At 62.9% G+C, this 12808-nt stretch carries 10 protein-coding genes; 4 read left to right on the forward strand and 6 right to left on the reverse strand.

The genetic code is table 11. The features are described from left to right. Positions 1–25 precede the first annotated feature (25 nt). Positions 26–1333: a chloride channel protein gene (locus PI93_RS11985; RefSeq protein ID WP_052240585.1), complete on the reverse strand. Its 1308-nt coding sequence runs from the start codon at positions 1331–1333 to the stop codon at positions 26–28. A 225-nt stretch (positions 1334–1558) separates the two neighbouring features. On the opposite strand from PI93_RS11985, the gene PI93_RS11990 reads away from it, so the two are divergent. Together PI93_RS11990 and PI93_RS11995 are read left to right on the forward strand one after the other, a co-directional pair. Continuing rightward, complete coding sequence (locus PI93_RS11990; RefSeq protein ID WP_039368748.1) at positions 1559–2089, forward strand: NUDIX domain-containing protein; 531 nt, start codon at positions 1559–1561, stop codon at positions 2087–2089. 105 nt (positions 2090–2194) lie between these two features. Beyond that, a complete protein-coding gene (locus tag PI93_RS11995) occupies positions 2195–2422 on the forward strand; it encodes a sulfurtransferase TusA family protein (protein ID WP_010806302.1) in 228 nt (75 codons plus the stop codon). A gap of 85 nt (positions 2423–2507) precedes the next feature. Here the strand turns inward: PI93_RS11995 and galU are convergent, their stop codons facing one another. Beyond that, positions 2508–3392 carry a UTP--glucose-1-phosphate uridylyltransferase GalU gene (gene galU / locus PI93_RS12000; protein WP_039368745.1) on the reverse strand — a complete coding sequence of 295 codons (885 nt, stop codon included), beginning with the start codon at positions 3390–3392 and terminating at the stop codon, positions 2508–2510. Between the two features lie 29 nt (positions 3393–3421). Then, positions 3422–6283, reverse strand: a complete 2862-nt coding sequence (locus PI93_RS12005; RefSeq protein WP_039368742.1) for a valine--tRNA ligase — start codon at positions 6281–6283, stop codon at positions 3422–3424. Positions 6284–6394: 111 nt separating this feature from the next. Between PI93_RS12005 and PI93_RS12010 the strand changes: the two genes are divergently transcribed. Beyond that, positions 6395–8716, forward strand: a complete 2322-nt coding sequence (locus tag PI93_RS12010) for a UvrD-helicase domain-containing protein (RefSeq protein ID WP_039368739.1) — start codon at positions 6395–6397, stop codon at positions 8714–8716. 115 nt (positions 8717–8831) lie between these two features. On the opposite strand, the gene PI93_RS12015 is transcribed toward PI93_RS12010, so the two are convergent. The 3 genes from PI93_RS12015 to PI93_RS12025 form a co-directional block, all read right to left on the reverse strand. After that, positions 8832–9641, reverse strand: a complete 810-nt coding sequence (locus PI93_RS12015; protein WP_039368736.1) for a BPSS1780 family membrane protein — start codon at positions 9639–9641, stop codon at positions 8832–8834. A gap of 31 nt (positions 9642–9672) precedes the next feature. Beyond that, the gene (locus PI93_RS12020) at positions 9673–10644 is read right to left on the reverse strand and encodes a homoserine kinase (RefSeq protein ID WP_039368733.1); all 972 of its coding nucleotides are present in this window, start codon (positions 10642–10644) and stop codon (positions 9673–9675) included. 128 nt (positions 10645–10772) lie between these two features. Continuing rightward, on the reverse strand, positions 10773–11144 hold the full coding sequence (locus tag PI93_RS12025) for a hypothetical protein (protein ID WP_224786231.1): 372 nt from the start codon (positions 11142–11144) through the stop codon (positions 10773–10775). Positions 11145–11500: 356 nt separating this feature from the next. On the opposite strand from PI93_RS12025, the gene PI93_RS12030 reads away from it, so the two are divergent. Continuing rightward, positions 11501–12736 carry a YeeE/YedE family protein gene (locus PI93_RS12030; protein ID WP_052240558.1) on the forward strand — a complete coding sequence of 412 codons (1236 nt, stop codon included), beginning with the start codon at positions 11501–11503 and terminating at the stop codon, positions 12734–12736. Positions 12737–12808 lie beyond the last annotated feature (72 nt).

A 12808-nucleotide genomic window follows, 5' to 3' on the forward strand; every position in this document is an offset into this window, starting at 1 on the left:
CTTCCGTCGGGCTCGACAGAGGGATTCACGCCTGACGCGGCGCCGGCACCGTCGGGGTGAGGAAGCGGTGCGCCAACGTGTGATAGAACGACGGCGCAATCGCTTTCGACACCTGCGTGGAGAGCAGGGCAACGGCCATGAGCGGAATCACCATCTGATGGCCGTCGATCATCTCCATGACGATCACGAACGACGTAATCGGCGATTGCGTGACTGCCGCCAGATACCCGACCATACACAGCGCAGCCATGGCTGGTAGCGGTATCACTGACGTGATGTGGGCCATCACATTGCCGAGCCCGGCCCCGATGGCGAGCGACGGCGCGAAGATACCGCCCGGAATTCCCGACAGATACGACACGCACAGGGCCGCGAACTTCAGCAGGGCGTAGAACGGCGAGAGTGCCGCATGCGACTCGAGCAGGCCGCGCGCCTCGGCATAGCCGCTGCCGAACGTGGTGCCCCCCGAGACCACGCCGATCACCGCGATGGCCAGCCCGCACAGAAGTGCGAAGCGTACCGGATACGTTCGGCGAAGGCTCACGAGCGACGCGGGCATCCAGCGCGGCACGTTGAGCATCAGCCAGCCGAACAGGCCGCCCGCCACGCCTGTGAGCAGGCTGGCGGCGATGAGCACGGGGATCAGCGCCCAATGAAACTCGGTGAGTGCCTTGATTTGCCCGAAGTACAGGTAATTGCCCTGCAGGCCGAGCGCCACGACGCCGGAAAAGATGATGGCGGTGATGAGCGTGCCGCTGTTCCGGGCGACGAAACTCCGGCTCAATTCCTCGATGGCGAACACCACGCCCGCGAGCGGCGTGTTGAACGCCGCCGCCAGACCTGCCGCCGCGCCGGCCAGTGTCAGTTGGCGCTCAATGTGCACGCTGCTACGGCGGTAGCCGCGCCGCATGGCGTACATGAGCGATGCGCCGATCTGTACGGTTGGCCCTTCCCGGCCAATGGTGAAGCCGCAAAGAATACCCAGAAACGAGATCGCGATCTTGCCGAACATGATCCGCAGCGAGAGCAGCGACTTCGACAGCCGCGAGTCTTGCAGCGTGGCGATGACCTGCGGTATGCCACTCCCTTCCGACCCCCGGAAAAATTTCTGCGTCAGCCAGATCGCCAGCGCGGCGCCCAGCGGTGTGACGATCAGTGGTAGCCAGGCGCCGTGCGAGAGCATGCGCTGGAACAGCTCGAAGCCGAAGTCGATCAGTTTGGCGTAGGCGACCGAGACGAGGCCCACGAGCACGGCACCAAGCCAGAACACCCCGTAGTTGTGCCAGAGTCGGCGTGAGCGGGTGACGCCCCGTTTTGCCAGGCGAGTCGACAGCGAAGGCGACGCAGGCGGAGGTGTCGGCGAAGGCGGCGGGGCAGACGAAGCGGACTCGGTGTTTGGCGGGATGGCGGACACGGGGTCGTGTGGAATGAGAGGAAGACGTCGGTCGATTATACGCCCCGGCCCTCATGGGCTTGGTCCGCAGACGTCCCGGAATCTTCCGAATGTGCAGCGCGTCATGAGTTCATTTAAGATATTCGGATTCGCGGAAGAACCCTCATGAACGAACTCATTTTCTGTCCCCGCTGTGCCTCGCCGCTCGACTCACGTGATGTCGCCGGGCGTATTCGCCGTGCTTGTCCGGATGCGGCTTGCGGCTTCGTCCACTGGGACAATCCGCTGCCGGTCGTGGCCGGTCTCGTGGAGTATCGCGGCCAGATCCTGCTGGCACGCAATGCGGCATGGTCCGAGGGCATGTTCGCGCTGATTACCGGCTTTCTGGAGCGCGACGAAACGCCGGAAGACGGTGTGCGGCGCGAGATCAAGGAAGAGACCAATCTGGAAACCGACGCGATTTCGCTGCTCGGTGTCTATGAATTCATGCGCAAGAACGAGTTGATCATCGCCTATCACGCGGTTTGCGACGGCGATATTCGTCTCTCGGAAGAGCTTGCCGAGTTCCGTCTGGTGTCGCCGGAGCGGGTGCGCCCGTGGCGTGCCGGCACCGGACACGCGGTGGCCGAGTGGCTGCGACGACGCAATTTGCCGATTGAGTACGTGGACTCGGCAAAGTTGTCGATTGCCGGCTGACGGCTGACGGCCGGCGGCAGCGACTACGGTAGAATCGCGGTTTGCGGGGCGAACCCGGCACAAGATTCGAACAAGACTGACAGGACTGACGAGAGGGACATGAGCATGGAATTTCAGAAAGAAGTCGACGCGAGCGGTCTGAACTGCCCGCTGCCGATCCTGCGTGCCAAGAAGGCACTTGCCGAAATGCAGAGCGGTGAAGTGCTGCACATCATCGCCACCGATCCCGGTTCGGCGCGCGACTTCAGTGCGTTTGCCAAGCAGACCGGCAACGAACTCATCGAATCGCGCGAAGAAGGCAAGACGTTCCACTTCCTCATGCGCCGACGCTGATCGCTCGGTGTTGCGGGCATAAAAAAAGCCGACGGCCATGCCGTCGGCTTTTTCTTTTGGCGCAGTATTGGCGCCGTACTGACGCTTACACCAGATCGCCGTGCGATTCGCGCAGGTACTCTCGGAATGCGTCCTTCAGCTCCGGGTGGCGCAGCGCAAACTCCACCGTCGCCTTCAGATAGCCGAGCTTGCTGCCGCAGTCGAAGCGCTTGCCCTGATAGCGATACGCCAAAACGACCTCGTCCTGCATCAGCTTCTGAATGGCATCCGTCAATTGGATCTCGCCACCCGAGCCCGGATCGATCTCGCGGATGCAATCGAAGATGCGCGGACGCAGCACGTAGCGACCGACAACGCCCAGATTCGACGGGGCGTTTTCCGGCGCGGGCTTCTCGACGATATGGGTCAGCTTGACGATGTCCTTCTCGCCCCATTCGTTGCCCGCGACGATCCCATAAGAGCGGCTTTGCTCGATGGGGATCTCTTCCACGCCAATGATCGAGTTGTGATACTGGTTGTACAGATCGACCATCTGCTTGAGCACCGGCGGCTCGCCGTCGAGCAAGTCGTCGGCGAGAATGACCGCGAACGGCTCATCGCCCACGAGCTTTTCCGCGCACAGCACCGCGTGTCCCAGACCCAGTGCCTTGGGCTGACGCACATAGAAACAGTCGATATGCGGCGGCTTGATCGAATGCACGACGTCGAGCAACGCCTGCTTGTTCTTCGCCTCCAGCTCCGCTTCGAGTTCGAAGGCCGTGTCGAAGTGATCTTCGATCGCGCGCTTGTTACGGCCCGTCACGAAGATCATTTCCGTGATGCCGGCGGCCGCCGCTTCTTCCACCGCGTACTGGATCAGCGGCTTGTCGACGACGGGCAGCATTTCTTTCGGGCTAGCCTTGGTCGCCGGCAGGAAGCGGGTGCCGAGGCCCGCAACGGGGAACACGGCTTTGGTCACGACGGTTTTCATTGATATCTCCCTGGTGGATGTCGAGCGTCTCACGCGGGCAGGCGGGACAACTGGGCCTGCAACTTACCGAGGACGGCTTCAAAGTCGACCAATCGTTGCTTCTCGAGTTCCACGACGTTGGCGGGCGCGCGGGCCACGAAGCTCTCGTTGGAGAGCTTGCCGTGGCACTTCGCGATCTCGCCTTCGAGACGTTTGACTTCCTTGCCGAGGCGCTCGCGCTCCGCTGCGACGTCGATCTCGACCTTCAGCGCCAACTTGTTCGCGCCTACCACGGCGAGCGGCGCGCCGGCGGCCTGCGCGTCGAGTGTGGCTTCGTCGGCCAGTACCTGCACTTCGGAGAGTTTGGCGAGCGTTTGCAGATACGGCGCGATCGACGTCAGGAATTCCACATCGCCTGCGACCAGCAGCGGCACGCGTTGCGCCGGCGACAGGTTCATTTCGCCGCGCAGGTTGCGGCACGCGTCGACGGCAGCCTTCAACTGCTGCATCCACGCTTCGTCGCCCTCGTCGATCTTGCTCATATCCGCGACCGGATACGGCTGCACCATGATACTGGCTTCGCCTGCGGCCTTGTCCGCCGGGTAGCGGCCGGCCAGCGGCGCCACCTTCTGCCACAGGGCTTCGGTGATGAACGGAATGATCGGGTGGGCCAGACGCAGTACCGTTTCCAGCACGCGCAACAGCGTGCGGCGCGTGGCGCGCTGTTGCGCCGGGGTACCGTTCTGAATCTGCCACTTGGCCAGTTCGACGTACCAGTCGCAGTACTCATCCCACACGAACTTGTAGATCGAGCTGGCGATGTTGTCGAAACGATAGTCGGCAAAGCCCTTCGCGACATCGGCTTCCACGCGTTGCAGCAACGACACGATCCAGCGGTCGGCGCGCGAGAAATCCAGTTGACCGTCGGGGCCGCAATCGCCCACGCACGGCGCCATGCCGCAGTCCTGGCCTTCGCAGTTCATCAGCACGAAGCGCGTGGCGTTCCACAGCTTGTTGCAGAAGTTGCGATAGCCTTCGCAGCGCGCGAGATCGAAGTTGATGTTCCGGCCGAGCGTGGCCATCGACGCGAACGTAAAGCGCAGCGCGTCGGTGCCGAACGGCGCAATGCCGTCCGGGAATTCCTTGCGCGTCTTCTTCTCGATGCTTGCCGCTTGCTTCGGGTTCATCAGACCCGTCGTGCGCTTGGCAAGCAGAGCGTCGAGCGACACGCCGTCGACGATGTCGATCGGATCGAGCGTGTTGCCCTTCGACTTGGACATCTTCTGGCCTTCGGCGTCACGCACGAGCCCGTGAACGTAGACGGTCTTGAAGGGCACCTTGCCGGTGAAGTGCGTGGTCATCATGACCATGCGCGCCACCCAGAAGAAGATGATGTCGAAGCCGGTCACGAGCACCGACGACGGCAGGAAATGCTTCAGTTCGGGCGTTTCCTGCGGCCAGCCGAGCGACGAGAACGGCACGAGGGCCGACGAGAACCATGTGTCGAGCACGTCTTCGTCGCGCTTGAGGGCGCCGGTGTAGCCCTTTGCGCGGGCCTTCTCGGCAGCTTCTTCTTCCGTGTGGGCGACGTACACATTGCCCGCATCGTCGTACCACGCAGGAATCTGGTGACCCCACCAGAGTTGACGCGAGATACACCAGTCCTGAATGTTCTCCAGCCACTGGTTGTAGGTCGTCGTCCAGTTCTCCGGCACGAACTTGATATCGCCGCTGCGCACGACGTCGAGCGCGGTTTCGGTGATCGACTTGCCCGGATGGAACGTGCCTTCCGGGGCGGGTTTGCTCATGGCGACGAACCACTGATCCGTGAGCATCGGCTCGATGACCGTGCCCGTGCGGTCGCTGCGCGGCACCATCAGCTTGTGCGGCTTGACCGATTCGAGCAGCCCCTGGGCGTCGAGGTCGGCCACGATTTGCTTGCGCGCGTCGAAACGATCCATCCCGCGGTACTTTTCCGGGGCGTTCTCGTTGATCTTCGCGTCGAGCGTGAGAATGTTGATCTGCGGCAGGTTGTGACGCTGGCCCACAGCGTAATCGTTGAAGTCGTGCGCCGGCGTGACTTTCACCACGCCCGTGCCGAATTCGAGGTCGACGTAATCGTCGGCGATGATCGGGATTTCACGGTCGGACAGCGGCAGCTTGGCCATCTGGCCGATCAGGTGCTTGTAGCGCTCGTCTTCCGGATGGACCATCAGCGCCACGTCGCCGAGCATCGTTTCCGGACGCGTGGTGGCAACCGTGAGCGAGCCCGAGCCGTCAGCCAACGGGTAACGGATGTGCCACAGCGAGCCTTCCTCTTCCTCGCTGACCACTTCCAGATCGGACACGGCGGTGAGCAGGGTCGATTCCCAGTTCACGAGACGCTTGCCACGATAGATCAGCCCTTGCTCGTACAGCGTGACGAACACGTCGCGCACGGCACGGGACATCTTGTCGTCCATCGTGAAGTATTCGCGGCTCCAGTCGATGGAGGCGCCCAGGCGACGCACCTGACGCGTGATCGTGCTGCCCGACTGTTCCTTCCAGTCCCACACACGCTCGACGAACTTCTCGCGGCCGAGGTCGTGGCGCGAGACCTTCTGGGCGTCCAGTTGGCGTTCGACGACGATCTGCGTGGCGATACCTGCATGGTCGGTGCCCGGCACCCAGAGGGTGTTGGCGCCCTTCATGCGGTGATAGCGGGTGAGGCCATCCATGATCGTCTGGTTGAACGCGTGACCCATGTGCAGCGTGCCGGTAACGTTCGGCGGCGGCAACTGGATGCTGAAATCTTCACGGGCGTCGTCGAAAGTCGGCCGGGCATAGCCTCGGCGTTCCCATTCGGGGCCCCAGTGGGCTTCGACGTCCTGCGGCTCGAAGCTCTTGGCAAGCGTATTGTCGCTGTCGCTCATGGATTGGATGGACCGTGTAATGCGTGAAACCCTGAATTATAAAAGATTCGGTGCCGTTTCCGCGCCGCAGCAGGATTTATAATCGGGCTTCACTCGAAATTCCCTCCCGACATGCCCGACCTGCTAGCCAACCTGAACCCCGAACAACTGGCCGCCGTGACACTCCCGGACGAGCCAGCCCTTATTCTCGCGGGCGCAGGATCCGGCAAGACGCGCGTGCTCACGACCCGTATCGCCTGGCTGATCCAGCAGGGCCATGTGGGTCCGGCGGGCATTCTGGCCGTGACCTTTACCAACAAGGCGGCCAAGGAAATGCAGGCCCGTCTGGGCGCGATGCTGCCGATCAGCACCCGGGCCATGTGGATCGGCACCTTCCACGGGCTGTGCAACCGCATGCTGCGCGCGCATTTCCGCGACGCCGGGCTGCCGCAGAGCTTCCAGATCCTCGATCAGGCCGACCAGCTCTCCGCCATCAAACGGATGATGAAAGCGGCAAACGTCGACGATGAGAAGTATCCGCCGAAAAACCTGCAATATTTCATCAATAACGCCAAGGAACAGGGGCTGCGCCCTCACGAGGTCGAGGCCAACGACGCCTTCAACCAGAAGTTCGTCGAGCTGTACACCGCCTATCAGGAGCAGTGCCAGCGCGAAGGCGTGGTCGATTTCGCCGAACTGCTGCTGCGCTGTTTCGAGCTGCTCAAGCATAACGAGCCGCTGCGCGTGCATTACCAGTCGCGCTTTCGTCATATTCTCGTCGACGAGTTCCAGGACACGAACAAGCTCCAGTACGCATGGCTCAAGATGCTTGCGGGGTCGAACGCGGCCGTGTTCGCCGTGGGGGACGACGATCAGAGCATCTACGCGTTTCGTGGTGCCAACGTCGGCAATATGGCCGACTTCGAACGCGAATTCCGTGTTCGGCACATGATCAAGCTGGAGCAGAACTACCGTTCGCACGGCAACATCCTCGATGCCGCCAATGCGTTGATTTCGAATAACGCGCGGCGTCTGGGCAAGAATCTGCGCACCGATGCGGGACATGGTGAGTTGATCCGTGTCTACGAGGCCGCGACCGACTTGCAGGAGGCGAGCTGGCTCGTCGAAGAGATCAAGGCGCTCGTCGCGCAGGGGCTGTCGCGGCAGGACATCGCCATTCTCTATCGCAGCAACGCGCAGTCGCGGGTGATGGAGCACGCGCTGGTCGGCGCCGGCATTGCGTATCGCGTGTACGGCGGACTGCGCTTTTTCGAGCGCCAGGAAGTCAAGCACGCCCTGGCGTACCTGCGTCTGATCGAGAATCCGAACGACGATACGGCATTCGCCCGCGTCGTGAACTTCCCGACGCGCGGGATTGGCGCCCGTTCGCTCGAACAACTGGCCGACGCGGCGCGTCTGTACAACTGCTCGATGTACGCCGCCGTGCCCTATATGACCGGCAAGGCTGGCACCAATCTGACGGCATTCGTCCGATTGATCGAGCAGATGCGTCAGGACACCGCGCGCCTCACGCTGCCGGAGGTCGTCACGCACATCATCGATGCGAGCGGGTTGATTGCGCATTATCAGACCGAGAAAGAAGGTCAGGATCGTATCGAGAACTTGCAGGAACTGGTGCACGCCGCCACGGCGTTCATCGCCGAGGAAGGCTATGGGCTCGACGCGCCGGCGCGTTTGATCGCCATGCGGCCCGCGTTGCCGGGCGCGCCTGACGTGCTGGCATCCCCCGACGGTGTGGTCGACGCCGACACACCGGTGGAGATGACGCCTCTGGCCGGCTTCCTCTCGCACGCGTCGCTCGAGGCCGGGGATAACCAGGCAGAGGCCGGGCAAGATGCCGTGCAACTGATGACGGTGCACGCGGCCAAGGGGCTCGAATTTACGGCGGTCTTCGTCACCGGGCTGGAAGAAGGGCTGTTTCCGCATGAAAACAGTGCGCTCGAACTCGACGGCCTCGAAGAAGAGCGCCGGTTGATGTATGTGGCGATCACGCGCGCCAAGGAGCGGTTGTATCTCTCGTTCACGCAGAGCCGGATGCTGCACGGCCAGACCCGTTACAACGTGCGTTCGCGCTTCTTCGAGGAAATTCCGGAGGAGGTGCTCAAGTTCCTGACGCCGCGCGCGCAACCGGGCGCACGTCTGGGACAGGCCGAGCCGGCGTGGGGGCGCGACTGGTTTTCGCGTCCGCAGGTGGGAGCGACAAAGCAGGACGAATGGGTGGCGACCAAGTCGGAACAGGCCCTTGCTGACCGTTCGCGCTCGTCGGAGACGGGCTTCAAGCTGGGGCAGGGGGTTTTCCACACCAAGTTCGGTGAGGGCAAGATCATCGGGCTCGAGGGGACGGGCGTGGAAGCGCGCGCACACGTGAAGTTTGGCCGTCACGGCGAGAAGTGGCTCGCGCTGGCCGTCGCGAAACTTCAGCCGATCGAGTAACGACGCTGACGTCGGCCATGACAAAGGGCACCCGCGGGTGCCCTTTGTTTTGCCTGCTCAGCCGTTTCTGCCTGGCGGATCCGTCGTTCGTCCGATCTGGGATCGCGGGGGAGGCTTATGCTTCCGGCGGTGCGACGTTCGGATCGATGGCGCCGATTTCCTGCACGCCGAAGCAGCCGCGATAGCTCGCATAGAACGAGCAGTACAGCACGGCCGTGAACAGGATCGAGTACGGCATGAGGACGAGCATGGCGTATTGATGGATGCCCATCGCGGCCATCGTCAACGCCACGATCAGCGGCAGTACCGTGGCGACGACGGCCGTGCACAGCCCGTAGACAAAGAAGGCGCGCAGGTTGCGCACGCACGCCGTCCAACTGAAAAAGAGCGCCTTGATGGGGGGGACGTCGTGCCATGCCACAAGCACCGGCGCGAACCAGAACATCATCGCGACCGGGATGTACGCGAGCCCCGCTGCCAGCATGGCCTGCCCCATCGAGCCGCTCGTGAGCGATTCTTCGCTGATACGGCCACCGAAGAGCATCTTGTTGAGCAGATCGCCGCCGTCGAAGAGCGCCGAGAACAGGAACACCACGGCCATCGCCACAATGTAGTAGCCGCCAAGGATCAGCAGCCGGCGCGAGACTTCCTTGCCGTGGCCACGAAAGCCATCGAGCAGCACGTTCGGCAGCACCTGTTTGCTTTTGATGATGTCGCGGCAGGCAGCCATGAAGCCGACCGATAGACCGGGGATGAACAGCAGCGGGAGGAACGCGCCCACCACCGGCAGGATCGACAGCAGCATCACGCCAAACAAATAGGCGAAGAGCAGCGTCAGAATGGCGAGCGGGTTCTTGCGGAACAGCCAGATGCCCTGGCGCAGCCACACATAACCACTCTTCGGCGGGACTTCAAGCAATTGCATAGGGTTCGAATGACTCCGATGGGACGTCAGGTTACAGCCAGGGAATGGAAACGGCTTCGATGCGTTCGCGCAGGATTCGTTCGAAATGCCCCGGATCGTGCGGCTTGAGCATTTCGGCCGCCCGCGGCAAGTGAAAATCATACAGGCGCGACACCCAGAAGCGCAGCGCCCCCGCCCGGAGCATATCGCGCCAGTGCGACGCTTCGATGTTCGTGAGCGGGCGCACTGTCTCGTAGGCACGCAGCATGGCGTGCACGCGCGCCTCGTCCAGCACGCCGGTCGAGAGGTCGCAGCACCAGTCGTTGACCGTTACCGCCAAGTCGAACAGCCACTTGTCGCAACCCGCGAAGTAGAAATCGAAGAATCCTCCCAGGCGGGGCGAGCCATCTTCGGCCTGGTCGAACAATACGTTGTCGCGGAACAAGTCGCAGTGGCACGGTCCCGCCTGCATCGCACGGTAGTCGCCTGATGCAAAAAACGCTTCCTGATGCGCCATCTCGCTTTGCAGCAGGGCGCGTTCCGCGTCGCTCAGGAACGGCATGACTTCAGGCGCCGCTTCGCGCCACCACGGCAGGCTTCGCAGGTTCGCCTGCTCGAGCGTGAAGTCGCGCCCGGCCAGATGCATGCGTGCGAGCATGGCGCCCACGTGCGCGCAGTGCTCGGGCGCAGGCGCCAGTTCGGAGCGCCCGGCCAGCTTGGTCACGATGGTGGCGGGTTTGCCGTTCAGTTCGCCAAGAATTTCGCCCGTGCGATCGGGGATCGGGTCGGGCACCGGTACGCTGTGGTGCGCGAGGTGCCCCATCAATTGGAGATAGAACGGCAATTGCGTTGCCGTGAGCTTCTCGAACAGCGTCAGCACGAACTCGCCGCGCTCGGTCGTCAGGAAGTAGTTGGTGTTTTCGATGCCGGAGCTGATGCCCCGGAAATCGAGAACATTCCCCAAATCGTAGCGTTGCAGCCATTGATCGAGCTGCTCGGGCGAGACGGAAGTGAAAACGGCCATGCGTGCGTTAAGTGGAGGTGTCTCAGACAAACGGCCCGTGCACGTGCAGCGGGCCGCTGGGTCGAGACATACAGGAAGCTGGCGCGCCGCCAGGTGGCGCGCGCGGGTGAATCAGATTACCAGAGACGTCAGAACTTCAGGCCGACGGACGGCAACCGGTCGTTTTGCGACGTGTTGTCGCGCGTGCGCGGCGAGTTGTCCGGCGGTGTCGTCAACTGATAGTTCGTGCCAAAACGGGAGTGGACGTCGATCTCCGTCGGCTTGCCGCGATCGCGGTACTCGGTCACGGTCGTGCCTTGGTCGTTGACGTAATAGCTTGGCTTGCGCTCCTGATTGACATCCACCGACGAGGTGCTGGTGGCGGCTGCGCGGGCGTCGGCCTCACGTTTGGCGGCTTGCGCGGCGGTTTCCTTGCCATCCTGAGCAAATGCGTGACCGGCAAGCAGCAGGCCGGCACCGAACAGCAGGGGCAGGGCACGGGAAAGGCGCGTTTTCATCATTATTCTCCGAGGGCGGGAACGCATCCGCGACGTGTGGGGCAAGCCGAACCGGCGCAGCGGGTTCCAATATGTCCATTCTATCAAACGTCCCCCACTTCGCATCGTGAAATCGCGTGGAATGCACCGTGCTTCCTTGTCTTTCGGGCGGCGGCACGTTCCGGTCGGTCGTTTCGGGGCACCGACGGGGAGGGGCTGGATCGGTCGCTTGCCTTTCGATGCGCGCGTCTATATTCCTTTGAGTAATAAGCGAATCACGAAACGGTCGTTTTCTTCATTGCGACAGTCTGGCATTCTTCCACGTTGTCTTAATGGGTGGCCGAGTGCCGCCCATCTGCATTCTGGAGTCCGTAAGTCCTATGTCCACTTCTGCCGCCTCGGCTGCCGTCAAAACGGTCCCGCCTTCGCCGTCTTCCTACAACGCCCGGCCCCTCGCCATTGCTCTGGTGCTGATTGCGATCGGCATTGCCTATCTTCAAGCCACCGTGGGTCCGAAACAAGCCGCGCTCGCCGGCGTCGGGGCGCTGCTCGGCGTGGCCCTGTACCACGCGGCGTTCGGCTTCACATCGGCCTGGCGCGTGTTTATCGCGGATCGTCGCGGCGCGGGCTTGCGTGCGCAAATGGTCATGCTGGCGGTTGGCGTGCTGCTGTTCTTCCCCGCACTGGCCGACGGCACGCTCTTTGGTAATAAAGTCGTGGGGCTGGTCTCGCCGGTTGGCGTGTCGGTGGCCTTCGGGGCGTTCATTTTCGGCATCGGCATGCAACTCGGCGGTGGCTGCGCGTCGGGCACGCTCTACACCGTTGGTGGTGGCAGCACGCGCATGGTCGTGACGCTCGCCGCGTTCATCGTCGGTTCGGTGGTCGCGACGGCGCATCTGCCCTGGTGGGAATCGCTGCCGCACATCAAGCCGGTCTCGCTGGTCAAGGTGTGGGGACTGTGGCCCGCGCTCATTGCCAATCTTGCACTGTTCGCCGCCATTGGTGTCTTCACACTGTGGGCCGAAAAGCGTCGCCATGGTCGGGTCGTCGGCGTGCCGATGACGCGCAGCGCGAAGGGCACGCCCGCATTGCTGCGTGGCCCGTGGCCGCTGTTGTGGGGGGCATTGGCGCTGGTGCTGCTCAACTATGCGACGCTCGCGCTGGCGGGCCGTCCGTGGGGCGTGACCTCGGCGTTTGCCCTGTGGGGCGCCAAGGCTTTCATGGCGCTTGGCGTTGACGTGGCGTCGTGGCCGTACTGGGCGAAGCAAGTCAATGTCCTGAACGCACCGGTGGCGCAAGACGTCACGACCGTGATGGACATCGGCATCATTCTCGGTGCGCTCGCCGCGGCGTCCATCGCAGGCAAGTTCGCCCCTGTGTGGAAGATTCCGTTGCGCTCGCTGCTCGCAGCCGTCGTGGGTGGGTTGCTGCTCGGTTACGGCGCGCGTCTGGCGTATGGCTGCAATATCGGCGCGTATTTCAGCGGCATCATTTCGGGCAGCCTGCATGGTTGGCTGTGGTTGGTGGCGGCGTTCTTCGGCAACGTGTTCGGCACGCGTCTGCGCCCGCTGTTCGGTCTGGAAGTGGAAACCACGCCGCGCGAAACCGGTTGCTGATCGGCGGCAGCGCGGAGTCTCCTGGCAGACTCGGTATCTGCCCAAAAGAAACGGCGCTCGCGATCACTCGCG

It is taken from the genome of Pandoraea fibrosis, from assembly GCF_000807775.2.
Taxonomy (GTDB): domain Bacteria; phylum Pseudomonadota; class Gammaproteobacteria; order Burkholderiales; family Burkholderiaceae; genus Pandoraea; species Pandoraea fibrosis.

Excerpts from the sequence above, each read along its gene's own strand:
- PI93_RS11990 (WP_039368748.1), top strand. The coding sequence starts at position 1,559 with ATGAACGAACTCATTTTCTGTCCCCGCTGTGCCTCGCCGCTCGACTCA.
- PI93_RS11995 (WP_010806302.1), top strand. The coding sequence starts at position 2,195 with ATGGAATTTCAGAAAGAAGTCGACGCGAGCGGTCTGAACTGCCCGCTG.
- galU (WP_039368745.1), bottom strand. The coding sequence starts at position 3,392 with ATGAAAACCGTCGTGACCAAAGCCGTGTTCCCCGTTGCGGGCCTCGGC.
- PI93_RS12005 (WP_039368742.1), bottom strand. The coding sequence starts at position 6,283 with ATGAGCGACAGCGACAATACGCTTGCCAAGAGCTTCGAGCCGCAGGAC.
- PI93_RS12010 (WP_039368739.1), top strand. The coding sequence starts at position 6,395 with ATGCCCGACCTGCTAGCCAACCTGAACCCCGAACAACTGGCCGCCGTG.
- PI93_RS12015 (WP_039368736.1), bottom strand. The coding sequence starts at position 9,641 with ATGCAATTGCTTGAAGTCCCGCCGAAGAGTGGTTATGTGTGGCTGCGC.
- PI93_RS12020 (WP_039368733.1), bottom strand. The coding sequence starts at position 10,644 with ATGGCCGTTTTCACTTCCGTCTCGCCCGAGCAGCTCGATCAATGGCTG.
- PI93_RS12025 (WP_224786231.1), bottom strand. The coding sequence starts at position 11,144 with ATGATGAAAACGCGCCTTTCCCGTGCCCTGCCCCTGCTGTTCGGTGCC.
- PI93_RS12030 (WP_052240558.1), top strand. The coding sequence starts at position 11,501 with ATGTCCACTTCTGCCGCCTCGGCTGCCGTCAAAACGGTCCCGCCTTCG.